A 26,898-nucleotide genomic window follows, 5' to 3' on the forward strand; every position below is an offset into this window, starting at 1 on the left:
GCACATAGTCTTAATTATTTGTTAGTGAAATAGGTTAACGCCAGAAAATCTAAAAGACGATCACACAATTGGTAAGTCATTTTGATGGTTAAAGCCTGAGTCTAACACTTGATTTTATTAATAATAAGCCCGCTTACTCTTCATGGATAAGTTGCAAAGATGTTGTTTTTTATCGTTATGTTTAGCGCGAATTGTGACTAGGACAGGATTTTAAATCCGTCAAACTTATATTTTGGCTAATTTTAATGAAATTTTTCAATCTCATTGATTATCTTTTTTTATGGCACTTAAGCCAAATCATGCATATAACTTATGGAGTTTCGGACAAAAAATTACCGAAATGATGTTTTTTACGCATCCTAAAAAAAGACATAAATGCATTAACGACGCTGTATTTTGTTTGTTTTGTAGTCTATGACGTCCCAAACACCAGTTGGAAGTATACCCATTTTTCTTAATGGTCTTCATACATGTGGAACTGCTCTGCCCCGATAACCGGCACAGCGGTTCTTTGCACGTGTGGGCAACAACTGGTGTTACAGGGGTACAACATGGCTCAGAACGGTAGCGTAGTGACAGATGTTCTTTCTCGTACAAACGGTGCGGTAATCTCTCAGGTTTCAAATTCCAGCCAGGACGTCACCCTCAATCAAATCAGTATCGTACGCGTGCATGCCACGCGTGATGCCGTCACCAGCTACGAGCGTGTCGGCAATGATCTGGTCATCCACATGAAGGATGGCCGCACGGTCCGCTACCACAGCTTCTTCGACACCGATGGCAAAGGCCATCACAGTGAACTGATTTTCGATGACGGCGTGCATCCGATTGAGCACGCCGCTTTTGTCGATACCGGGGCCACTGCGGCTGCGGTACCGATTGTTCCCGCCTATGAAACCATTCCGGGCGTGGGCGCGCTGGTTATTGATTCTTCCAATTTTGATCCCGCGGTCTTAGGTGCCGTGCTGGGCGTTATCGCGCTGGGTGCGGGTATTGCGATTGCCGCAGGTGGCGGCGGGGGCGGTGGTGGCAGCAGCAGCGACAATGGCGGCAATAACGGCGGCAACGAGGGCGGCGATACCCCGACCCTGACGCTCGGCGCGTTCGCCGGTGATAACCGCCTGAACGCCACGGAAGTGCGCAGCACCCAAACTTTCTCCGGTCTGGCGACTAATGTCGCTGCGGGTGACACGATCACCCTGACCATCAACGGCAAAACCTACACCACAAAAATTGGCAGTGGCGGGGCGTGGAATTTACCGCTGACCGCCGGTGAATTGCAGGGACTGGCGGACGGCACTTACGTAGTGACCGTGAAAGTGACCAACAGTGCGGGCGCCAGTATCAGCAAAAGCGTCACCGTGGTGGTCGACACCACACCGCCGGTCATCAACGTCAACGCCGTTTCCGGCGACAATATTATCAACGCTGCCGAACACAACCAGCCGCTGGTTGTCTCCGGTACTGCCTCCGCGTCAGAAGCCGGGCGCACGATCACCGTCACCCTGAACGGCGTGAATTACACCGCGACCGTCGGCAGCAATGGCGCGTGGTCGGTCACTGTTCCGGCCAACCGCGTCGCGGCGCTGGCGAACGGCGAGTATGACATCCGTGTCGCGCTGACCGATTCTGCCGGTAACAGCACCACGGTAACCCATGATCTGACGGTTAATACCTCGGTGGTCAGTACCACGCCGACCATCACCCTGAACGCCTTTGCCGGAGACAACGTGCTCGATGGCGCGGAACGTCAGGTGAATCAGACCATCAGCGGCTCGACGACCCATGTCACCGCCGGTCAGGTTGTCACCATCACGCTGAATGGCAAAACCTATACCGCGACGGTACTGGCCAATGGCAAATGGAGTGTCTCCGTGCCTGCCGCCGATCTGCTCGGGCTGGAAAACGGTACGCTGACCATCAACGCGACCGTGAAAGACACCGCGGGGCATACCGCCACCACCAACGAAAATGTGACCGTCAATGCGTCCCTCGCCGGGATTGTGGTGAACCCGATTTCCGGTGACGGCCAGCTTAACCAGACCGAAGCGCAGTCACCGCTGGCCATCAGCGGGATTGCCTCGAACGTCCCAACTGGCACCGTCGTGACGGTGACGCTGAACGGCAAAACCTATACCGGCACCACCACGGCAAACGGTTCCTGGAGCATCAACGTCCCGGCGGCTGATTTGCAGGCGCTGGCCGATGGCGCGACCACCGTCAAAGTCAGCATGGCGGGCGTCAGTGTCAACGCCAGCGTCAATGTGGCTACGCATCCGGGCGACGTCACCCTGACGCCACCGTTTGGCGGCGATGGGGTGCTCAACAATACCGAGGCGGGATCTAACCAGACCCTGACCGGTAACACCGGGCTGAAAGGCGCGGGTCAGACCGTCAGCGTGGTGATCGACGGCCACACCTACACCGGCACGGTTTTGCCAAACGGCACTTACACCGTCACGCTGCCAGCCTCGGCGGTATCAACCCTGCCGCAGGGCCAGAATTCTGTGGTGGTGAACGTCACCGATTCTGCCGGTAACCACAACTCGCTGACCACCAACGTATCCGTCGATACCGTCGCGCCAACACTGGTGATCAATCCGCTGGCGGGCGACGGGCAAATCAGTCTGGCTGAAGCAGCGGGCGCACTGACCCTGTCCGGCACCGCCTCAGTGGCTGACGCGGGCAAAACGGTCACCATCACCATTGATGACAATACCTTTACCGCCGTGGTCGGCGATAACGGCGCATGGAGCACGCAGATCCCGGCAGGCACCCTGACCGGTCTGAACGGTCATTTCACCGTCAGCGCCACGTTGACGGATGCGGCGGGTAACAGCACCACCAGCACCAGCCCGCTGCACGTTGTCGCGGATGCCACGGTTCAGCCGGTTATTACGGTGAATGCGTTTGGCGGTGATAACGCCGTGGATGGCGCAGAAGTGCAGACGGCGCAGGTGCTGACCGGGACCACGACCCGCGTCGAAGCGGGTCAGATTGTCACCATTACGCTCAACGGCAATACCTATGAAGCCACGGTGCAGGCCAGCGGTAACTGGAGTGTGATCATTCCGGCAGCCGATATGGTCGCGCTGACCGACGGCACCAAAACCATCAATGTCAGCGTGTCTGATAAAGCCGGTAATCCGGCGACCGGCAACGATACCTTCACGGTGGATACCTCTGACAATGGCATCGCGATTGATCCGGTGACCGGCGACAACGTCATCAACGTCACCGAAACCAATGACGGTATTTTGATCACCGGGACCACGCTCGGCGTCGCGCCGTTTGCGCTGGTGACCGTGACGTTCGGTTCACTGATCCGCCTTGCCCTGGTGCAGCCAAACGGCAAATGGTCTCTGGCACTGTCATCCGCCGATTTACAATCTCTGGGAACGGATCCCGCTGGCCTGCAACTTTCCGCCAGCGTTCAGGCGCTCGACGGTACGACGCTCAATAACAGCGTCTCCGTCGGTGTGGATAACGTCGCGCCGATGCCAACCCTCAATACCCCGTTTGGCGATGGCCTGCTCAATGCGACAGAAGCCGACGCCGGACAGACCCTCAGCGGCACCACCGGCAAAACTGGCGATGGTCAGACGGTCACCGTGACGCTGGGTGGTCACACCTATAACGCCACCGTTGCCGAAAATGGCAACTGGACAGTGAAAGTGCCGGCGGCCGATTTGCAGGCTTTACCGGCGGGCAATGTGCCGATCACCGTCAATGCCACCGACGGCGCAGGTAACACTGCCAGCGTGAGCGGCAATGCGAGCGCAGATTTCACCGCACCGACGCTGACCGTCAATCCGGTCTCCGGCGACGGTTACATCAACGGCGCAGAAGCGGCGGACGGTGTGGCGATCACCGGTACGGCCTCGATTTCTGAGCAAGGACGTACCGTCACCGTCACCCTCAACGGCGAAACCTATACCGGCATTGTGCAACCCAACGGCCAGTGGAGCGTTTCCGTCCCGGCTGCCGCGTTTAACGGCGTGGCAGACGGCAGCTATCCGGTGAAAGTTCAGCTGTCTGATGCCGCCGGTAACAGCACCACGGTCAATTCCAGCGTGCAGGTGGCGGCGGATGCGGCTAACAGCCCGACCATCAGCGTCAATACCTTTGCGGGCAACAACGTGCTGGATGGCGCGGAGCAAAAAACCGCACAGCAACTCAGCGGAACGACGTCGCATGTGGAAGCCGGTCAGACGGTGCTGATCCTGCTCAACGGTCACTCTTACACGGCGGTGGTTCAGCCAAGCGGTAGCTGGAGCGTCAGCGTACCGGCGGCGGATCTGGCGCTTCTTGCCAACGGCACCACACAAATCAGCGTGTCCGTGGCGGATAAAGCCGGGAATGTGGCGACCGGCAGCGAAACCCTGACCGTCAACAACCTGCTCAGTGGCCTGTCGGTCAATCCGGTGGCGGGTGATAACCAGCTTAATGCCGGTGAAGCGGCGGCGGGTATTACCCTCAGCGGCACATCCAGCAACGTGCCGGTTAACGGCGTGGTGACCATCACGCTGAACGGCAAAACCTACACGGCAACGGTTGGCGTCGGCGGTGCCTGGAGCGCACAAATCCCGGCCGCCGATCTGGCACTGCTCAATGACGGCAATAACACCGTGAAAGTCAGCGCGACCGATGCGGCAGGCAATCCGGTGTCCGGCAGCAGCGACTTCGGCGTGATCATTCATTCCGTACCGGCGGCCACGCTTAATACGCCGTTTGGCGATACCCAGCTTAATGCCAGTGAAGCGGCGGCGGGTCAGACCCTGACCGGCAGCACCGGCGTCAGCGGCGACGGACAAACTGTCACCGTTACCATCGGCGGTAAAGGTTACCCTGCGACAGTGGATGCCAGCGGGAACTGGAGCGCCACCGTCCCGGCCGCGGATTTGCAGACCCTCCCGCAGGGACCTGGCGCTGTAAAGGTTGCGGTCACTGACGCGGCAGGCAACACCAGCAATATCAGTGCGCCGGTGACCATCGATACTGTCGCGCCCGTTGTCACCATCACCACGCCGGTGGCGGGCGACGGCACCATCAATGCCGCCGACGCCGGAGCGGTTATTCCGGTCAGTGGTACGGCGGGGGCGGGTGAGGCGGGGGATACCGTCACTATCAGCATTGGCGGACACACTTATACCGGCACCGTGGCAGCAGGCGGCGGCTGGACGGTGAACATTCCTGCGGATGCGCTGGCGAACGTCGCCAACGGCACCTATACCCTGACCGCGACCGTCACCGACGCCGCCGGTAACGCGGGCACCGCCACCGCACCGGTGACCGTGACAGCGGATCCGGCATTCCTGCCGACCATCGACATTGATCTCTTTGCCGGAGACGGCACGCTGGATGGCGCAGAGCGCACCAACCCGCAAACCGTCAGCGGCACGACGACCAATGTGGAAGCCGGGCAACTGGTCATCGTGACTGTCGGCGGCATTGAGTATGAAGCCACAGTGCAGGCCAGCGGCGCATGGAGCGTCAGCATTCCGGCGGGGACCTTGCAGACGCTGCAAAACGGCCAGGCAACCATTGAGGTTTCTGTCGCGGATAAAGCCGGTAACCCTGCTGTTAACAGTGAAGACTTCACCGTGAACAGCGCGCTGGGCGGTGTGACCATCGACCCGATCACCGGCGATAACAAAATCGACGCCACCGAGGCGGGTACCGGTTTTGATATCAGCGGTAAAACCGCCAATGTGCCGGAAGGCACTGACGTTACCGTCAAACTGGGCACCGTGACGTACACCACACAGACCGATGCTGACGGCAACTGGACGGTCAATGTTCCGTCGGGGGATGTCGCGAATCTGGCGGACGGCACCAGCCACGTGATTGTGACCACCGTGACCACCGATCAGGGAGAGGTCACCACCACGCAGGATCTGGGCATTTACACCACCTTGCCGCAACCGACGCTGAATACGCCTTTTGGCGATGGCTTGCTGAGCAGCGCGGAAGCCGCGACCGATCAGACCCTGACCGGGAAAACCGGGCTGACCGGCGACGGCCAGACGGTGACGGTCACCATTGACGGCACGCCTTACACCGGCACCGTGGCGACCGACGGAAGCTGGACAGTCACTATTCCTGCAGCAGATTTGCAGGGTCTCGGTGAAGGTACCAACACGATTACGGTGGCGGTGACCGACGCCGCTGGCAACACCGGCACGCTGCCGGGTTCGGTAGACGTGGACTTCACGCCGCCAGCGCTGTCGCTGGATCTCGTGGCGACGGATAACGTGATTAACGCCGCTGAAGCTGGCGCGCCGATCACCCTGAGCGGGAACGGCGATCCGGCCGATGCCGGGCAGATCGTGACACTGACCTTCAACGGCCAGACCTATACCGCAGAGGTGCAGGCAAACGGCAGCTGGAGCACCACTATTCCGGCGAACACCCTCGACGGTCTGGCCGACGGCAGTTATCCGCTGACCGCTGAACTGACCGATGCGGCAGGCAACACCACCACGCTGCCACCGGTCAGTATCGGAGTGGTGACGCAGAACGTGCCGGTGCCGACCATCGATACCCCGTTCGGCGATACTTTCCTTAATCAGCGCGAAGCAGACACCGACCAGACGCTCACCGGGACCACTGGCGTCACGGGCGCAGGTCAGTCCGTCGTTGTGAATATCGGCGGTGTGGATCATGCGGCGACTGTCGATGCGGCCGGTATCTGGACGGTGAATATCAGTGCGGCGGATTTGCAGTTAATCACCGAAGGTCCGCAAAACATTGTGGTCACGGCTACCGATAGCGCGGGTAATGCGGGTACGGCCAACAGCGCCATCACCGTGGATTACACGCTGCCAACGCTGAGCTTTGATCCGGTGGCGACGGACGACATTATTAATGCGGCGGAAACCTTGCAGCCGGTGGTGATCAGCGGCACATCAGATATCCCGGATGCAGGACAAACGGTTTCTGTGGTGCTGAGCTTCAACAATGTGACCTACACGGCGATCGTCCAGCCGGACGGAACCTGGAGCTTCACGCTGCCAAGTTCTGTGGTGCAGGCGCTGGCAGATACCACTTACACACTCTCCGCGACCATCACTGATGCCGCCGGTAACACCACCACCGGCGATCATACTTTCACCGTAGATGCGGCATCGGCTGACTTGCCAACGCTGACCATCACAGCGGTGTCGGGTGATGATTACATCAATGCGGTAGAAAAAGGTGCGGATATCCCGATCACCGGGACATCCACCAATCTCGAAGCCGGACAGACGGTGGTGGTGAGCTTTAACGGCAAAAACTACAATGCCCTCGTCGGTGCGAATGGCGAATGGACGGCGACCGTGCCGCTGGCGGATCTGGCGACCTTGTCCGACGGGCCGATTACCGTAACAGCGACTTCAGCTGATCTGGCCGGTAACCCGGCGTCAGCGTCGCATAACGCCACCGTGATCGCCCAGCCGGGCGACCTGCCGACCCTGACCATCAACGCCATTTCCGGCGATGATTACATCAATATCACCGAACACAATCAGGGCATGACCGTGAGCGGCACCTCCACGCATATTCCTGTGGGTGGCACGGTGACGGTGGTCATTACCGGCGAAAACTACACGGCGACCTATACGGCCACCGTGCAGGCCAACGGCAGCTGGAGCTTCCCGATGACCGCCGCGCAGGTTCAGGCGATGCCGTCCGGGAACAACACCTTTACGGCCACTGCGGATGACGTGGCGCAAAACGTCGCCACCAGTACGCACGATGTGACCGTGGATACTATTCCGCCGTTGCTGACCGTGACCGTGGATACCGGCGGTGACGGCATCATCAATCTGGCCGAAGCCGCGCTGGGCGTCCCGGTAAGCGGGACCACCGATCCTAACCTGACGGTCAAAGTGACCTTCAATGGTAAGGATTATCTGACCACCGCCAGCGATCAGGGCGTCTGGTCACTGACCATTCCGGGCGCGGATGTGCAGGCGCTCACCACCGATGGCAACAAAACCTTCGGCGTCAGCGTCACTGACACCTCAGGCAACATTGTCACCGGCTCGGGCAATTTCACCCTGGCTACGCATTCACTGCCAACCCTGACGGTCGGTCTGATTGCCGGTGACGGCGTGCTGAACATTGCCGAAGCGGCCGCCGGGTTTACCCTGAACGGCACCAGCAGCGGGCTGGCGGCGGGCACTGCCGTGCTGGTCACCATTCCGGGACTGGCGGATCCGATCTCCGGTGTCGTAAATGCCCTCGGAACAGGCTGGACTGCCGTCGTGGCACCGGGTCTGCTCAGCGGGCTGGACAACGGGCCAATACAGATCAGCGTCTCGGCGACGGATACGGCGCTTAACCCGGCTTCTTCCAGCGCCAGCCTCAATGTGGCACTGACCCAACCGGGCATACCGACCATTAATACGCCGTTTGTTGATGGTGTGCTGAATGCCGCCGAAGCGGGCGCAACCCAGCTGATCACTGGCTCCACCGGCATTGTCGGCGCAGGCCAGACCGTGACGGTGACGATAGATGGCACGGCGGTCACCGCGACCGTCGGGGCGGATGGCGTATGGACCGCCACGGTGCCTTCTTCTGTGTTACTGGGGCTGACGGATGCCACGCACACCATTTCGGTGACGGCGACAGACAGTGCGGGTAACCCGAGCAGTGAAGCGGGTACGCTCGATTTCACGGCGCTGACGCATGTTCTGCCTGTGGCGGGAATCAATATCCCGTTCGGTGACGGCATCCTGAATCTCGATGAAGCGACCGCGGGCGGCAGCATTACCGGTACCACCGGTATCACCTCGCCGGGTCAGACCGTCACGGTGGTGATTAACGGTAACGCGGTGCCGGTGGATGTGGATTCTGCTGCCGGAACCTGGAGTGTCACCCTGTCGCCAGCGCAGTTGCTGGGCTTGCAGGATGGCACCTGGCCGGTCGTCGTGACTGTCACCGACAGCGCGGGCAACACCTCGCCGCTGACGGCATCGGTTGACGTGCAAATCCACAACGTGCCGGCCCCGACCATCAATCTGCCGTTTGGTGACGGCACGCTGAACATTGCCGAATCGACGGCTGTGGGCGGCCAGACGCTTACCGGGTCCACCGGCGTGACAGGCGCAGGTCAAACCGTCAGCGTGGCGATTGCAGGCATGACCGGCAGTCCGTTTACCGCCGCGGTTGATCCGGTTACCGGCAACTGGAGCCTCAACCTGACACCTGTGCAGCTGGCCAGTCTTGGCACCCCGACGGCGGCACACCTGATTACCGTCACGGCGACCGATGGCGTGGGCAACCATACCGATGCCACCCTGTCCTTCACGTCGCATCTTTCTGCCCCGGTACCTGTTATCAATGAACCTTTCCTTGACGGTAGTCTGAATATCGCTGAAGCCGCGGGTGTGAACGTCATCACCGGTAACACCGGCATCACCGGCGACAACCAGAACGTCAAACTGACCATCGACGTGGGCGGCACCATTTATACTGCGACCGTCGATCCGACGACGGGCGACTGGGCGGTCAGCCTGCCTGCGGGCGTGCTGAACTCTCTGGGCAGTGGCACGCACGATATCAACGTGACGGTGACGGATGCCGCAGGCAACACCACGCCAGCGACATTGCCATTCACCAGCTATCTCACCGTGCCGGATGTCACCATCGACACGCCGTTTGGCGACGGTTACCTGAACGCGACCGAAGCCGGGGTCACGCAGACCCTGACCGGGACGACGGGGCTGACGGGGGCAAATCAAACCGTGGTGGTGACCATTGGCGGTCTGACGATCCCCGGTGTCACGGTGGATGCGAACGGTAACTGGTCAGCCCCTCTGACGGCTGGCGAACTCGCCGATCTGCCACAGGGACCGCAGGAAATCACCGTCACCGTCACCGACGGCGGCGGCAATACCGGTTCGGCCATGGCGGATGTCGGCATTGCCGTGACGCTCTTGCCAACGGTGGCGGTGACCTCCTTCGCCGGTGCCGGTTTTGACCTGACCTATACCGAAAGCCAGAGCACGCAAACCATCACCGGTACCACGGTGAACGTGCAGGCGGGGCAGCAGGTAACGGTTTCCGTCGGCGGCATCAGCCATCAGGCTACGGTGCTGGGTGACGGTTCATGGAGTGTGACGCTGACACCGGCTGAACTCGGTACGCTGACCACCGGGCAGACGATCGGCGTCACGGTGAGCGATCTGGCGGGTAACCCGGCAACAGGGGCTTCAGCGCCAATCACGGTCAACCTGACACCGCCAGCGTTCTCCATCAGTATCGATCCGGTCACCGGCGACAACATCATTAATGTGGCGGATGGCAGTCCGTTGAACATAACCGTTTCCGGTAAAACCCTGAACGTACCGGACAACACAGAGGTTATCGTGACGGTGGGCAGCGTGGCGCACACGGCGACGGTCACCGGTGGCGTCTGGTCGGTGTCTGTGGCTGCCACTGAATTTACCAATGGCACCACCACGACGGTTACCGCGTCAACACTGGATCCATTAACCAATGCCACACAAGGCGTGCTGGTGGATACCAACTTGCCAACGGTGACGATCAATGCCTTTACCGGCGACGATGTTCTCAACAGCACCGAGTCGAAATCCGCGCAGCTGATTACCGGTACGGCGGATGCCGGCGACGTGGGGCGTGTGGTGGTTGTCAACCTGAATGGCAAAACCTACAGCGGCACCGTACAGGCAGGCGGCACCTGGTCCGTCAGCGTACCGGCAGCCGATTTGCAGGCATTACCACAAGGTAGCGGCGCGACCAACGTGATCTCCGCGACGCTGACAGACGCGGCAGGCAACGTGGGCACGGCGGTTCCGCATACCGTGAACGTTGATACCGCCGCACCGTTACTGGCGCTGGATGTGGTGGCCGGGAATAACGTCATTAACCTGGTGGAATCGCTGGCCAACGTACTGGTCGGCGGTACCTCCAGCGGGGCAGACGGTCAGACCGTCAACGTCACTCTCGGCGGTGCGTCAATTGGTACGGCAGTGATCCAGCCGGGCGGGGCATGGACGCTCAACCTGACGCCAGCGCAGTTGCTGTTGCTTAACGACGGCACCCTGACTCTGGCAGCTACCGTGACGGATCAGGCGGGTAACACCACCAGCGTCAGCACCGGTCTGGATATCTTCTTCAACAAACTGCTGGCACTGAATGTGACCAGCGGTCTCGGGCTGACGGACGGCTTCCTCAATCTGGCGGAATCGCAGGTGGCGCAAACCATCAGCGGGACGGCGATTGGCGCGGGCGTGGGATCGGTGGTCTCGACTGTCATCAACGGCACGCCGCTTTCGGCGATTGTCGGGGCGAACGGCGCGTGGTCGCTGAACATTCCGGCGGCGTTACTCGGTGCGCTGGGTGAAGGCCAGCAGGTGCTCAACATTAACCTCACCGATGCCGCAGGCAACGTGAAAGCCTCCTTGCTGAATCTGGACGTCATTAAAACGCTTCCGGTTCTGGGCGATCTGGATCCGCTGTTTGGCGGCAACGGTCTGCTGAATGCGGCGGAATCGCTGCTGGCGCAAACCATCGGCGGGGTAGCGACGGCGGTTGACGGCACTCTGGTGACCGTGACCCTCGGCGGTAAAACCTACAACACCACCGTGACGGCGGGGACCTGGGACCTTCAGATCCAGCCGGGCGATTTGGGCGCGTTGCTGGACGGCAATCTGAATCTGGGGATCACCCTGACGGATCCGGCGGGTAACACCTCCACCACCACTGTTCCGGTGGGCATTGCCATCCACAATCTGCCGCAGGTGGTGCTCAACACCGTGTTTGGCGACGGCGTGCTGAATATCGCCGATCTGCTGGTGAATCAGACCATCAGCGGTACGGTCTCCAACGTGGCAGCGGGAACCGCCATCGCCGTGCAGGTCGGCACGCAAACCATTAACGGCGTGGTCGATGCGACGGGGCATTTCCTGGTCACCGTTCCGCCGTCCGTTCTTGGGTTGCTGAGTGGTACCACTGCGGCGGTCAGCGTGACGGTCGCCGATGCGGCGGGCAACGTCGGCAGTGCGGTGGCGAACGCGGTGCTGGATCTGGTCAAACCGGTCATTAACCTCACGTCGGTTCTGGGCGATGGCTTGCTGAATGCGGCTGACGCGCTGACCACGCAGGTGATTGGCGGTACGGTCAGCGGCGTGACCACCGGGACGCAGGTGCAGGTGACGCTGGGCGGGAAAACCTTCCTCGGCGCAACCGATGCCAGCGGTGCGTTCAGCATCACCCTGCAACCGGGTGACCTGAAAGCCCTCGGCGACGGCACCTTCACCGTCGGGGTTTCCGTGACCGACAGCGGCGGTAACACCAGCACCACCAGCGGAACGCTGAATTCGATCATCAACGCGGTACCGAAAATTGTGCTGGATCCTGTTTTCGGTGCAGACGGCATCCTCAACGCGGCTGAAGCCCTGCTGACGCAAACCATCAGCGGGACAGTCACCAACGGGCATGTCGGTGAAACGGTCAATATCAACATCGGCGGGGGGCTGATTAATCTGACGGCCGCCGTAGGCAGTGACGGCAAATTCACCGCGTCGCTGACACCGCTGCAACTGGCCGGGCTGCTGGACGGCAATCTGACCATCGTCACCTCGGTGACCGATGCGGTGGGCAACACGGCGTCCAATACCGTGGGGCTGAATGTCGGTATCCACAACCTGCCATCGATTGTCCTTAACCCGCTGTTCGGCGACGGCGTGCTGAATGTGGTTGACCTGCTGACCGGACAGACCATCAGCGGTGTCGCCACCAACGTGGCGCAGGGCACTCAGGTTCAGGTTTCCCTGAATGGCAAAAACTACCTGGCGACGGTGGGCGCGGGCGGCATCTTCAGTGTCACCGTTCCGGCGCTCGATCTCTCCGCCATCCTTAACGGCACGCAGTCGGTGGTCGCCAGCCTGACGGACGGATCCGGTAACCCGGCCTCTGTCACCGGTCTGCTGAATGTGGTGTCGCAGTCGCTGCCAACCATCACGCTTAACCCGCTGTTTGGCGATGGCCTGCTGAACGCGGCAGATGCGCTGCTGACCCAAACCATCAGCGGGACCACCACCAACGCGCAGGGATCGACCGTGACCCTGAACGTGGGCGGCAATACCCTGACGGCGCTGGTGAAAGCCGACGGTACCTTCAGCGTGGCGGTCCCGCAGCTCACTCTGTCGGGCCTGCTGGACGGAACGCTGAACGTCGGTGCCTCGGTGACTAACGCCGCCGGTCACGCCGTCAGCGGTAACGCCACGGCGACGGTGGGGATCCACACCTTGCCAACGTTGCTGGTCAATACCCTGTTTGGCGGAGACCAGTATCTCAACGCCGCCGAGGCCGGGGTCAACACCAACATCACCGGTACCTCCAACCTGCTCAACGGCACGGTGTCGGTCAGTATTGGTGGCGTAACACACACCGGCACCATCACCAACGGCGCGTGGAGTGTGCCGTTCACCTCGGCAGAACTGAAAGGGCTGGCGGATGGCTCAACGCAGGTTTCCGTCTCGGTTGCGGATCTTGTGGGCAACACCGCGATTATCTCTAACCCGCTGAGCGTACTGACGCATGCTCTGCCGCTGGTGGCGCTGAATCCACTGCTCGGGCTGACGCTCGGTGTAGTAGGCGGCATTTTGGGTGGTCAGGGTCTGACCCTGAGCGGGACCAGCCGCAACATCGCACAGGGCGGTCAGGTCAGTGTGACTCTGCTGGGCAATACGCTGGCCGGGACCGTGCAGGGGGATGGATCGTGGACCGTGAAATTATCCAGTGCCCTGCTGAGCAGTTACGGGCTGGTGGGCTTACTGAACGCATTGCTCGGCGCGATAGTTGAACTGAAAGCGGTGGATGCGGCGGGTAACGGATTCGATGCGCACGTCGGGCTGACAGTCGGTTCTACCTTACCGGCGGACCCTGCTCCGCAGGTTCAGTCGCTGTCAGTGGATGATACCCATACGCTGGCGGCGGTTCACACCACCGATACCAGCACAACCACTGATACCTCAGTGACACACGCCACCAGCACGCTGACCGATTCGCTGGCCACGACGGACACCGGTTCATCAACCACCAGCACCACGACGACGTCAACGACAGACACCACCGCGCATGCGGACACGGCGTTCTCCATTGGCGGTGTCACCCTCGATCTGACGGCAACTGACGGCGTGGCTATCGGCGGCGCGGGCAACGATACCATCTCAGTGCATACGCTTGATTTCTCGCAAATCGACGGCGGTACCGGTGTCGATACCTTGCTGCTGGCGGGCACCAACCAGCATCTGGATCTGACGGTTCTCGGGCTGAAAGTTGAACACATCGACATCTTCGATTTGGGTCACTCCGGCACCAACAGCATCTCACTGAATCTGCATGAGGCGCTGAGCGTGAAGGATAACCCGACGGATGAAGTGATCATCAAAGGCGGCGAGGGCAGTCTGGTGAATCTGCACATCGGCACTGACGGCGCATGGAGTGAAACCGGACAACGCACCGTCGATGGCCTGACGTTTGACGTGTACCACAACGCATCCATGGATGCCTCAAACACTCTCGGAGACGTTCTGGTGCAGCACGGTCTGCACGTACAACAGAGTTAATTTCTGTACGCCTCCCCTTGCGAAGGGGGAGGCGCAGTACCAAAAAATCAATCGGCGTAATTAAGTGGTGTCGGTAATGAAAAATAAGAGAGTGATGCGGTCACTGACCGTCATATTGGGCACCTTGTGCCTGACCGGGTTAACAGGGAATACGGGTGTGATGGCTGCGGTGAAACAGCCGGAATTTAACTGGCAGGCCGCGCCAACGGAAGAAATGCGTGCCAGCCTGACGTTACAGGATGCCATCCTGCGGGCGTTTGCGCGCAATCCGCAAATCTCCGAAGCCGCCGCGCAAATCCGCGTCGGCAAAGGCAATCTTGATGAGGCCAAAAGTGCGTGGTATCCGCAGATTTCCTTACAGGGAACGGCGGGAAAATCCCATCAGACCGACTCCGCGGGCAGCCTGAGCAACAACGCCTCGGCGGGTGTCCAGCTCAGCCAGTTGCTGTATGACTTCGGTCGTACCGGCGGCAGCATCAGTCAGCAGGAATACCTGTCTGACTCCTATCGCTATTCGCTTTACAGCACCATGACCGACGTGGCGCTCAGCACCATGCAGGCCTATCTCTCGGTCAAACGCTATCAGGCACTGAGCCTGGCGGCGCGTGACAATATTGCCTCTCTTGAACGGGTGCGTGACACCGCCAAACTGCGCGCCGACGCCGGGCTGAGTTCTCAGTCCGATGTGTTGCAGGCGGAAACGCGCATTGCCGGTATGAAAGCCACCGTCGAACAATACCGCGCGCAGCAACGCTCCGCACAGGCACAACTGACGGTGCTGACCGGCGTGGTCTCCGACAATCTGCCGGATCTGCCGCAAAGCCTGCTGGATCAGAAAGTGACCCTCGACAAAATCCCTTACGAAAGCAGCACGCTGGTTCGCGCCGCACAGGCCAAACAGCAGGCGGCGATCGAAGAAGTGAATCAGAACGAGGCCCAGCACTGGCCGACCCTGAAAGTACAGGCGGGACGCACGCGCTATGAAAACAGCGGCGGTGGCGGTTCTTACTGGGATGATCAGGTTCAGCTGGCGGTGGATGCGCCGGTGTATCAGGGCGGCGCGGTCAGCGCCAGAGTCCGCGCGGCAGAAGGCCAGCGGCAGGCGGCGCAGGCCGAAGTGGAAAAAGCCAAGCTGGATATCAACCAGAAAGCCTCAACGGCCTATGCCGACATGATCGGCGGGCAGCAGCGCCAGCTTGCTGGCGAGCAACAGTTTGGCAGCGCGACGCACACCCGCAGCGTCTATCAGGACGAATACAAACTCAGCAAGCGCAGCCTGAACGATTTACTCAGCGTCGAACAGGACGTCTTTCAGGCCGACACCTCGCGCATCGGCGCGCTGTATGACGGCTGGGACGCCACGGTGCGTTACGCCGCTGCGGTCGACAATCTGGTCGACATGTTAGGCATCGACCGCCAGAAACAAACAGGTGACACCATCCCGTCGCTGTAACGCACGGGCAGGACGGGAATAACCCAGAAGCATTCGATAACGAGGTTGAAATGAGTAATGAAGCAACAACACCTTTGTCGATCGACGTCTGGATAAGCGCCATGGGGCGTGTGGCCGAAACATTCGGTAAGCCAGCAGATCCGCTTTTTCTCCGCCAGCAAATGCGCTGGTTTGAACATCAGCCGTTGCGGCGTCAGCTCGACCGGCTCAGCGGTCTGATGGGACTTCAGGTCGGTATGGTCAGCTGGAATCAGGTGCGCTGGCGTCAGGAAGTATTGCCTGCGGTGATCACCCTCGATCAGGGCGGCATTGCGGTACTGGAAAATCTGCACGACGACGGCACGGTGGATTACTGGCTGAGCGACGGCGGCGATTTACTGCGTTCCGCCGAACTGGTGGTGCTGCTGGAGCAAAGCAACGGGCCGGTCTTTCTGGTGGGCGTGGCGCCGCGCGGGCGCGATCAGCGTATCGACCAGTTTGTTCAGCCGCATAAAAAGCACTGGTTCTGGGAGAATTTTCGTGGCTCCGGACGCAAAATTGCCGAGATCTCGCTGGCGTCCATTCTCGGTAACGTGCTGGCGCTGGCCGGGATTTTGTTCTCGATGCAGGTGTATGACCGCGTGATCCCGGCGCAGTCTTACCCGACATTGTGGGTGCTGTTTTTCGGCGTGGTGCTGGCGGCAGGCATGGAGTATGTCATCCGTCTGATGCGCACGCTGGTGTCCGATTTAATGGGCAAAAAAGTCGACCTGAAAGTCTCCTCGCTGTTTTTCGTGCGGGCGATGAACATCAAAAACGACGACCGTCCCAAATCCACCGGTTCCTTTATTTCTCAGCTGCGCGAAATCGATCAGGTGCGCGAACTGCTGACCTCAACGACCATCAGCGCGGCGGCAGACATGCCGTTTGTGTTCCTGTTCCTCGGCATCATGTTTTTCATCGGCGGCCCGCTGGTGATCATTCCGCTGCTGGCGATCCCGCTGATTGTCATCCCCGGCATTCTGATCCAGTGGCCGATGGCCAAACTGGCGAAAGAAGGTATGCGTGAAAGTGCGCTGCGCAACGCCGTGCTGGTTGAAACCATCGAAGGCATCGAAGACATCAAGGCATTGCAGGCGGAAGCCTATTTTCAGCGTCAGTGGGAGCAGACCCACGAGGTGAGCGCGGCAGTGGGCATGAAGCAACGTGTGTGGGGCGCACGCCTGACCGGCTGGGCCTCTACCGTGCAGCAACTGACTTATGGCGGGATGCTGGTGTTCGGGGTGTATCTGGTGCTGAGCGGCGATATCACCACCGGGACGCTGGTCGCCAGCAGCATGTTGTCATCACGCACCATCGCGCCGCTGATGCAGCTGACGATGGTCTTTTCCCGCTGGCAGCACGCCAAAAGCGCCATGCGCGGGCTGGATGAATTGCTGAAAAAACCTGTCGATCGCCCGGCGGATGCCGAGCTGTCGCATTGCCCGACGCTCAGCGGTCATTTCAACGTGCGCAATCTGCAATACACCTACGACAAAGAAAACGCGCCGAACGTGTTAGGCATCGGCCAGCTGGAGATCAAACCGGGCGAACGGGTGGCGATCCTCGGCAAAGTCGGCGCGGGGAAATCCACCCTGCTGAAATTGCTGTCCGGCCAGGCCAGTCCGTCACAGGGGAAAATCCTGATCGACGGCGTCGACATGACCAAAGTCGAACCGGCCGATATCCGCCGCCAGTTGGGTTATCTGTCGCAGGATTCACGGCTGTTTTTCGGCACCCTGCGTCAGAACCTGATGCTGGGTTATCCGCATGCCACCGATCAGGAAATGATCCAGGCGCTGCGGATCAGCGGTGCGCTGTCGATGGTGCAGGCGGATGCCTCGAGCCTCGATAAAATCATCAATGAAGGCGGGCGCGGGTTGTCCGGCGGCCAGCGGCAGATGGTGATGCTTAGCCGCATGATCCTGCGTAATCCGCAGGTGGTGCTGATGGATGAACCGACTGCCTCCATGGATGAACAACTGGAAGATTACGTCATCCGCCAGTTACACGGCTGGCTGGTGGGGCGCACGCTGATCGTGGTGACGCACCGTCCGGCGCTGCTCAAACTGGTGGACAGAATTGTGGTGATGGATAACGGGCGGGTGGTGGCTGACGGGCCACGGGATCAGATCCTCGCCAAAGCGGCCAGTAACACGCCCGCACCGGCGCCAGCCGTGGTGGACGATAAAAAACAAGGCGCAGCCTGAGCTGCTAAGGACACCGCATGGCACATCTGACATTGCATGATGAACTGGAAGCCGAAAGCCGCAAAGTGTCGTGGATTATCTGGGTGACGCTGGCCAGTTTGCTGGTATTTTTCGTCTGGGCGCGCTTTGCCGTGCTCGATGAAGTCACCGTCGGCACCGGCAAGGTGACGCCGTCCAGCAAGGCCCAGCAGATAGATTCACTCGACGGCGGCGTGATTTTAAAACTGATGGTGCAGGAAGGCTCGGTGGTCAATCGCGGGCAGCTTCTGGCGCAGCTCGACCCGACCCGTTCGCAGTCGAACTACGGTGAAGCGGCTTCCCGTGTGCGGACACTGCGGGCATCGTCTGAACGTCTGAGTGCCGAACTGACCGGCGCACCGCTGAAATTCAGTCCGGAGACCATGAAATCCCCCGAACTGGTGGCGCGTGAACGGCAGTTATATTTATCGCGCAAGCAGAACCGGGATGAAACGGTCAGTAATCTGCAACAGTCGCTCAAACTGGTGAATGACGAAATCAACATGACGCAACCGCTGGTGGCAAAAGGCGCGGCGGGGCAGGTGGAAGTGATCCGCCTTAAACGTCAGGCCAGTGAACTGCGCGGAAAAATTGACGATGCCGTTAACCAGTACGCAGTGCGCGCGCGTGAGGAGCAGGTAAAAAACAACGCCGATCTCGACGCCGAATTGCAGGTGATGGCCGGGAAGGAAGACCAGGTCACGCGGTCTGAGCTGTATTCGCCGGTGCATGGCATCGTCAAAGACATACAGGTCTCCACCGTCGGCGGCGTATTACAACCCGGCGGTAAGCTGATGGAAATCGTGCCGATTGAAGATCAGCTGCTGATCGAAACCCGCATCAATCCGCGTGATATCGCCTATATCCGTCCGGGATTGCCTGCCACGGTAAAAATCTCAGCGTACGATTCCTCCATATATGGCGACCTCGACGGCAAGGTCGAAGGCGTGTCACCGGACACCTTGCAGGACGAAGTCAAGCGTGACCAGTATTACTACCGCGTGTATGTCCGTACCGATAAAGCCTTCCTGACCAACAAAGCCGGACGCCAGTTCCCGATTGTGCCCGGCATGGTGGCGAACGTAGACATTAAAACCGGCCAGAAAAGTGTGCTGGATTATCTGATTAAACCGTTGAATAAGGTGAAGGAATCGCTGAGGGAGAGGTAAGCAGGAAGCCGCTGCTTGTGCGGCTTTAAAGTCAACTTCAACTTCAACTTCAACTTCAAGGTCGTGGGCGTCGGCCCACACCGACTTGGGGGACGGCTTATCGCCGCCGCCCCCCAAGACCCCCCGGGCTCTTTCACTGCGCGCTTCGCTCGCTGGCTATGTTTCAGGTAGCGTAGTGATAGCCGCAAAATCCCGCCGCTGCGCGGTGCCCTTCGTTCGGGTTACAACCCGCGCAAACTGATGCGCGGTTTTCCACCTCTCCTCCGGCGGTATTTTGGAACCGGCCTCAGGTTTTGACTTCACAACCTTACTTACTTTTCTTTATTTTTTAAAAGCTGCGGGCGATTCAGAAATCTTGCTGAACGGAGCGGCCTGAAGACCTCAGGCTTCAGGACCGAGAGAAGGCACCGCGAAGCGGCAAGATTTCCAGCCTGTCGCTGTGGTTGCTGAAACATAGCCAGCGCACGGATCACCTGTTTGAAAAAGCGAGGGGAGTTCAGAGGGGAAAAGCCTTTCCCCTCTGGTCGGTTTCAGCGCAGCGCGTTAAGTGATCGCCGCATTTGATAAACCGAAATATTCTCGATCAAGCCCTCACGGCGAGTGGTAAACCGAAAACTTGCACCTTTATAAAAGGTGTTTGAGCCGCTATTGCAGCGGCTCCTGCAAACGAAACTCCGCCACCGGATCTTCCACTTCGGCCTTCCGCTTGTCCTGCCACAGATTCATTCTGGCGCGCAGGGAACCGTTGAGATCGTCGTGAACCTGTTTCGCGGCCTCCGATTCCGGGTTCAGTTCCAGCACGAATTCCATGAATTTATCAGCGAGGTAGCGGTTTTTCTTTACGCCGGTACCGGTCAGATATGCCATGCCGAGGGTATAGGCGGCGTCGGCCCGATCAGGGTGTGCCGGATTGTGCAGAATTTCAGGTAACCAGGCTTCTGCCGCCTGACGTTTTTCGGCGTCTGAGCCATTATCCAGCGCGCAGCTGGCGCGGAAGTAGGCGGCGGAGAGGTGTCCGCCGTCCATGGCGCGCTGATACCACTGCATCGCCTGCCCGTAATCCGGTTCGCCACCCAACCCTTCACGCAGGGCGTTGGCACAGGTAAACATGGCAGGCACCATGCCAGAACGGGCGGCGCTGAGCACGCAATCCATCGCATTGCTGTCGTTGTGATAGTGCTCCGGCACATCCTGATGCCAGCCGTTGCGGTAGAAGAAATACAGCTCATAACAGTGAATGGCGCTGCCGTGACGGGCCATGCCGGTCATCAGAAAATGCGCGGCATCAATATCGTCATTGATTGCCATGTCATGCGCCAGTGTGACCAGATCGCTGAGCGGCTGATCATCGCCGGACTGCTGGATCAGCGACCAGGCGTGCTCCATCAGGCCGTCGCTCAGCTCCGGCCGGGCGGGTAATCCGTACAAACCAAATTGCAGCGCAGTGGCGGCAAACGCCACCAGCAGCGGATCATTGGCCTGACTCAGTCCGCGGGTCAGCAGCTGTGTCAGGACCGGCAACCCTTCCTCGTGACCATTTGCCAGCACGGCACGCGAAATAAACATCTGCGCGGAATGGCCGGGCATCGCCTGCGGGGAAACGGCAAATAATTCATCATAAACGGCCAGTCCGGCCTGATCATCATCCTGCCAGTACGCGGTGCAAATCCCGGCCAGATCCAGCAGACGGATGCGGGTCGCCGGTTCGAGAGGTGTCGCCAGCAACGCGGCTAAACGTTGCTGTAATTCAAGCGCCCGTGGCGACTCGCGGTCAGCGATGTCCCCGGACAGGGCATCGCACATGGCAGTAGCGCGGAACTGATTGCGCTCCTCATCACTGAATTCAGCACAAAGCGGACTGTCGATAATCTGCATCTGTTGCTCGTCGCTGCCGCCCCAGAACGCGGAATGGAATAACAGATAGGAAGCCATGGTGCCGGCATCAGCATGACGCACTGACATGGCCATCCGCAGCCAGTAATCCAGCGCGTCTTCGCCGGGCTTGCGGGTTTGTTGTAATGCTACCGGCAACGCCTGCGGCCAGTGGGTTGCGGGTTCAAAACCAAGGGCATGGAGATGTGCCACGCCAGCCTGCCAGATTTCACTGCCCTGAATCGAAAACTTCTCATGCAGGGGCTTAGGGATTTCACCGGCAAACAGGGCTTTCAGCCAGTACGGCTCGCCGAAACCGCCGCTCAGATTCATCATATGACGCAGGGCATGGGTCGGACGCGGATGCAATTCAATGGCACGTAAAAACGCCAGAACCGCATAATCACAGCACAGTTGCGCGCCAAGCCACTGGTGATCTTCCGTCTCATTTTCGCCCTGCGGCTGGCGGATTATCCAGGCGTGTTCATGCCAGACCATGCCCAGCAGCACATGGGCGTGGTAGCTTTGCGGACACTGCTGCGCCCAGTCGCTGAGTATTTCCAGCGGATTAAGCGGGGGAGATTCTGTCCCGGTAAACAGGGTGGACGGGTGCATCAGCAGGCCATAATCGCTGTGACCTTCGCCCTGATTTTGCCAGCCACGCATCTGTGACAACAGCCACTCGTCGAGTTTTAGAAAACGGCGGGTTGCCAGAAGCATTCTGGCTTTGGAGAGGTTGTCGAGCTGGTCCTGTTGTGGCATGAGGTTCCCTGAACAGTTGAATAAAGAAGGCATTACGTGGCACCGGCAGTCTAACGGTCTTCCCGCTGGCTTTCAGCGGGATTGGTCTGACTTTGGCTATAGTAACGGATCTGAACGGTCAGTGACTAACATTGCCTCTCCACAATTACCGGTTAATAACTTTCCTAAAATACCTTATTAATTTAGGTGATTAGATAGCAATTATTAAGAAAATCGGGTTTTGAAATAAGGAGAAATGATGAGGTTATTATGGAGAAATACAGTTAACCGTCGCGATATAATTAGTGATGAATATCACAGGACGTGATCATATTTTCACGAAACGAAAAAAAACCGACCACAAAGGGTCGGCTGTTGTTTCCACAAAACGGGGAATGAGGGTAATTAAATAACAAATAATGATGATAGCGAGAGAGAGTATATATTAAATACGAATGTTTGCTTTATCACTTAGTGCGGTAAGTATTTTGCATAAGTGTTTGTTTTTAAAGGTAATTATTTTAATTTAGCTTTGCGTGCTTTATTTTAACAATTATCTTAAGCTGAAAAATTACTCAAAATTAATATTTTGTTACACGTTTAAATATAAACGAAATGTCTTAACTAATTTCGTATCATTTTCTTTCTGGATTAATAGAATTTATATCATGAGAATGGATTTGCCATGTCGGGCCAACATTTATACAGATACCAATAAGCGTTAAGCAGATTTAAAACAGTAAAAAACGTGTACTTTACATTCAGTGGCACGGTCCGACACCTATCGAGGACAGAAAAATGAAACTCCGCGTTCTTTCACTCATGATCCCTGCGTTAGTGGTAGCGGGTTCAGCAAGTGCGGCAGAAGTTTATAATAAAGATGGTAATAAACTGGACCTGTACGGTTTAGTTGATGGTTTGCACTACTTCTCAAATGATGCGGGTTCAGACGGTGACCAGAGCTACATCCGTCTGGGCTTCAAAGGCGAAACACAGATCACTGATCAGCTGACCGGTTACGGCCAGTGGGAATATCAGGTTCAGGCGAATCAGGATGAAGGTTCCAGCAATACCTCCTTCACCCGTTATGGCTTCGCGGGTCTGAAGTTTGGCGACATGGGTTCTTTCGACTACGGTCGTAACAACGGCGTGATGTACGATGTGGCCGCCTGGACCGACATGCAGCCTGAGTTCGATGGTTCGACGTACGGCGCAGACCAGTTCCTGTACCAGCGCACTAATGGCGTGGCGACTTACCGTAACGATAACTTCTTCGGTCTGGTGGATGGCCTGCACTTTGCTCTGCAATATCAGGGTAAAAATGACGGCGGCGGCGAACCGGGTACGCGTGATGTGCTGACGCAGAACGGCGACGGCTATGGTATGTCCCTGAGCTACGACATTGGCGCGGGCGTCAGCGTGGCGGGTGCCTTCTTTAACTCTGACCGTACCAATGAGCAAAACTCCGCAACCGGTATCATGGGCGACGGTAAAAAAGCCGAAGGCTACACCGGCGGTCTGAAATATGACGCCAATAACGTCTATCTGGCCGCGATGTTTACTCAGGCGTATAACGCTTCCCGCTTCGGTTCTACCGATTCAGAAGCTTACGGTTATGCAAACGAATCTCAGGCATTTGAAGCCTACGCCAGCTACCAGTTCGATTTCGGTCTGCGTCCGTTCGTGGCTTATAACCAAACCCGCGGTAAAGATTTAGGTTCAGACCGTTTGGGTAACAACTATCAGGATCAGGATCTGGTTAAATTTGTTGACCTGGGTGCGACTTACTACTTCAACAAAAACATGTCAGCCTACGTTGACTATAAAATCAACCTGATCGACAGCAGCACCTTCACCGATAACGCCGGTATCAACACCGATGACGTGACGGCGGTTGGTCTGGTGTATCAGTTCTAAGCGTGCCTTTCTCAGACACAGAATAGCGCGTAGTCTTTAGCAATAAAGAATGTGCAGTAAAAAGAACGCGGCCTCTGAGGGTCGCGTTTTTTTTGGGTAAAGCGTGGGGGAGACGAGCAGGACTCAGGCAGCCTCAGGCTGATTTCTGATGGATCAGATGCAGCGGGGGAGACACATCGAGTTCGATGTCAGGGTTCTGGCGGAATTCATGTGGCGTAATGTTGAAACGCTTGCGGAACATGTAGGTGAAATGCGATTGCGAGCCGAAGCCGAAATCCATCGCGATATCGAAAATCGGCGTTTCACTGCTGCTCAGCTGATAAACAGCGCTCGCCAGACGTCTTTCCCTGATGTACTTCCCCAGAGAAATGCCGGTCGATTCCTTGAACAGTTTTTGCATGTGCCAGAGCGAATAACCTGAGTACTCAGCCAGTTCTTCCAGGTGGATCACGCGACCAAGATGGCCTTCAATCCATTTGCTGAGTGCGCAGACGATAGCGAGATGAATGTCTTGAGCCATAACCAGTCTGTATTAAAGTTGAATACCGCTATTATACACGAGTTCGTCAGGTTGGCGTGGCAGGTGTTGCTCTGAGTGGGTCAGGGGTTGAGCAGACAATAATGGCCCGGTAAGCCGCATAGCCAGACGGGCCTGATCTTAACGTAACAGGATCCAGTGGATTAACCGGGCGATGCCGTCATCCACCAGAACGATCCCGACCAGAATAAGAATAATCAACATCACGAAGTGCTTACGCCCCGGCAAAGTGATGTCTCCCCCTGTTCCGCGTCAGGGAACGGCAATCAGTTACCACGGGCCGTTGCCCTGCATATTCAGTGCAATCACACCCAGACAAACCGCAACAAATATCAGAAAGACGATAAGAAGCCGTTTCATGCTTTTTCTTTCAGAGCGTACGCTCTTCCTCCACAGTAGGTCTTCAGCCAGCCGTTCAGCCAATAAGTCTGCGAACGTTAACCGCTTATTTCTGTGAGATCCAGCCTGTCAGGAATTTTTAACGAATTTTAGAGGTTTCGTTTAACCATCCGTTGCCGGACGGCGCACCAGATCGGTTTTCTGACCCCCATTAATCACCGTTGTTGGTGGCGTTTCCGGCACCAGCGCATCCGGCGCAATGTTCATATGGTTGAGGATTTCACCCATAATCTGGCCGAAGATCGGCCCGGCCACTGAACCCCCGAAGTGCTTACCTGCCTGCGGGTTGTTGACCATCACCACCAGCGCCACGCGCGGGTTACTGGCAGGGGCCACACCGGCGGTGTAGTTGATATAACCGCCATCGTATTTGCCGCTGGCCCCCATTTTTTCCGCCGTACCGGTTTTGATGGCCAGACGGTAGCCCGGCACTGCCGCGCTCAGGCCGGAGCCGCCCGGCAGGGCGTCACTTTCCATCATATGAATAACCGTTCTGACCACATCAGCCGACATCACGCGGGTGCCCAGCACCGGCGGCGTGACTTTGGTGATCGACAGCGGACGGTAAATGCCTTCCGCGCCGATAGTGGCGTATTCGCGGGCAATTTGCAGCGGGGTGACGCGCAGACCATAGCCAAACGAGAAAGTGGCGCGTTCGATATCGGCCCAGCGATCACGGTGCGCCGGGAAATAACCGCTGCTTTCGCCGCCAATGCCTAAGTCGGTCGGCTTGCCTAAACCGAACGACTGATAAAGCTGCACCAGCACGTTGGCGGGCATCGCCAGCGCGATATGCGAAACGGCAATGTCACTGGATTTTTGCAAAATGCCGGTGATGGTCAGCGCAGGCCAGTGGCCGACGTCGCGGATCAGGTGACCGTTAACGGTGTACGGATGGGTATCCAGTACCGAATCCGGGCGGATCATATGGCGGTTCAGACCGGCCATCACCACCAGCGGTTTCACCGTCGAACCCGGCTCGAAGCTGTCGCTGATCGCCACATTTCGCATGTTCTTCGCCTGAACTCCGGCGTAGTTATTCGGGTTGTAAGAAGGGTAGGAGGCCATGCCTAAAATCTCGCCGGTATTCACATCCACCAGAACGGCGGCACCGGACTCCGCCTGATTGAGCGTCACGCCATCACGCAGCCGGGAATACAGCACGTACTGCATGAAGCTGTCGATGCTCAGGTTGATGGTCGGCGGTTGTTGCGGCGGCACCTCTTTAAGCACACCGATCACATTGCCATGGCGATCCTGACGGTATTCGCGCATACCCGGTTTGCCCTGCAGCAGCGTATTAAAGCCTTTCTCGATGCCGTTCAGCCCTTCATTATCGGTGCCGACAATTCCCACCAGATTGGCGGCGGCTTCACTCATCGGATAATAGCGGCTGTCATCAAGCTGGCTGGTGATACCGCCAAGGTGAAGCTGGCTGATATCGGCGGCAATGCCTTCTTCGATTTTGCGGCCAAGATAAACGAAGCGGCGTTGCGGATCACTGGTGATGGTTTGCTGCAACTGGGAGAGCGGCATATTCAGCGCGGAAGCAAGATATTGCCACTTAGGGCTGTTCAGATCGCTGTGCAGTTCCAGCACACGGAACGGATCCGCAATAATGTCTTTTGAGGCGACGCTCAGCGCCAGCGGGTGACCGTTACGGTCTACAATGGTTCCGCGTCCGGCAGGAATGACGGTGGAGCGCAGAGAGCGTGAGTCGGCTTCCTTCTCCAGCATTGGCTGGTTAAGTAACTGCAGATAACCCACGCGGCCCAGCAGAAGCGCCAGGCAGAAGACAATACCGAGACAAATCAGCGCAAAGCGCTTGGTGTAAAAATTAGGTTGGGCGCTGGATTTTCTTGGGCTCGGTGGCATGGCGGTTTCGCAAAGTCATTGACGCATGTGAAGCGAAAAGCGAAGGCGCGGGGAACAATTGGCCGCAGAAATCAGCCCTGTCTGAACCACGTTTTGTGCAACTCAT

General features: G+C 58.2%; 8 protein-coding genes. 5 read left to right on the forward strand and 3 right to left on the reverse strand.

Translation table 11 applies throughout. The features are described from left to right. The first annotated feature begins 551 nt into the window (after positions 1-551). The 4 genes from EDF78_RS08980 (at position 552) to EDF78_RS08995 (ending at position 19,450) form a co-directional block, all read left to right on the forward strand. Positions 552-14,582: an Ig-like domain-containing protein gene (locus tag EDF78_RS08980; protein ID WP_166654449.1), complete on the forward strand. Its 14,031-nt coding sequence runs from the start codon at positions 552-554 to the stop codon at positions 14,580-14,582. A gap of 76 nt (positions 14,583-14,658) precedes the next feature. Beyond that, a complete protein-coding gene (locus EDF78_RS08985) occupies positions 14,659-16,035 on the forward strand; it encodes a TolC family outer membrane protein (RefSeq protein WP_119822559.1) in 1,377 nt (458 codons plus the stop codon). A 50-nt stretch (positions 16,036-16,085) separates the two neighbouring features. After that, the gene (locus tag EDF78_RS08990) at positions 16,086-18,263 is read left to right on the forward strand and encodes a type I secretion system permease/ATPase (protein ID WP_133822943.1); all 2,178 of its coding nucleotides are present in this window, start codon (positions 16,086-16,088) and stop codon (positions 18,261-18,263) included. Positions 18,264-18,280: 17 nt separating this feature from the next. After that, a complete protein-coding gene (locus EDF78_RS08995) occupies positions 18,281-19,450 on the forward strand; it encodes an HlyD family efflux transporter periplasmic adaptor subunit (RefSeq protein WP_095922811.1) in 1,170 nt (389 codons plus the stop codon). Positions 19,451-20,095: 645 nt separating this feature from the next. Here EDF78_RS08995 and EDF78_RS09000 read toward each other — a convergent pair. Continuing rightward, the gene (locus tag EDF78_RS09000) at positions 20,096-22,084 is read right to left on the reverse strand and encodes a DUF4034 domain-containing protein (RefSeq protein ID WP_133822944.1); all 1,989 of its coding nucleotides are present in this window, start codon (positions 22,082-22,084) and stop codon (positions 20,096-20,098) included. 777 nt (positions 22,085-22,861) lie between these two features. Between EDF78_RS09000 and ompC the strand changes: the two genes are divergently transcribed. Beyond that, the gene (gene ompC / locus EDF78_RS09005) at positions 22,862-23,980 is read left to right on the forward strand and encodes a porin OmpC (RefSeq protein WP_095922809.1); all 1,119 of its coding nucleotides are present in this window, start codon (positions 22,862-22,864) and stop codon (positions 23,978-23,980) included. Positions 23,981-24,113: 133 nt separating this feature from the next. Here ompC and EDF78_RS09010 read toward each other — a convergent pair whose 3' ends face one another. Further along, entirely contained in the window at positions 24,114-24,500 is a 387-nt protein-coding gene (locus EDF78_RS09010) for a helix-turn-helix domain-containing protein (protein WP_095922808.1), read from the reverse strand. A 519-nt stretch (positions 24,501-25,019) separates the two neighbouring features. Next, on the reverse strand, positions 25,020-26,792 hold the full coding sequence (locus tag EDF78_RS09015; RefSeq protein ID WP_131692967.1) for a penicillin-binding transpeptidase domain-containing protein: 1,773 nt from the start codon (positions 26,790-26,792) through the stop codon (positions 25,020-25,022). Positions 26,793-26,898: the final 106 nt, after the last annotated feature.

It is taken from the genome of Rahnella sp. BIGb0236 (assembly GCF_004364755.1).
Taxonomy (GTDB): Bacteria; Pseudomonadota; Gammaproteobacteria; order Enterobacterales; family Enterobacteriaceae; genus Rahnella; species Rahnella victoriana.

Bases quoted from the DNA above. Each gene is read 5' to 3' on its own strand.
- EDF78_RS08980 (WP_166654449.1), top strand. From the start codon at position 552: ATGGCTCAGAACGGTAGCGTAGTGACAGATGTTCTTTCTCGTACAAAC.
- EDF78_RS08985 (WP_119822559.1), top strand. From the start codon at position 14,659: ATGAAAAATAAGAGAGTGATGCGGTCACTGACCGTCATATTGGGCACC.
- EDF78_RS08990 (WP_133822943.1), top strand. From the start codon at position 16,086: ATGAGTAATGAAGCAACAACACCTTTGTCGATCGACGTCTGGATAAGC.
- EDF78_RS08995 (WP_095922811.1), top strand. From the start codon at position 18,281: ATGGCACATCTGACATTGCATGATGAACTGGAAGCCGAAAGCCGCAAA.
- EDF78_RS09000 (WP_133822944.1), bottom strand. From the start codon at position 22,084: ATGCCACAACAGGACCAGCTCGACAACCTCTCCAAAGCCAGAATGCTT.
- ompC (WP_095922809.1), top strand. From the start codon at position 22,862: ATGAAACTCCGCGTTCTTTCACTCATGATCCCTGCGTTAGTGGTAGCG.
- EDF78_RS09010 (WP_095922808.1), bottom strand. From the start codon at position 24,500: ATGGCTCAAGACATTCATCTCGCTATCGTCTGCGCACTCAGCAAATGG.
- EDF78_RS09015 (WP_131692967.1), bottom strand. From the start codon at position 26,792: ATGCCACCGAGCCCAAGAAAATCCAGCGCCCAACCTAATTTTTACACC.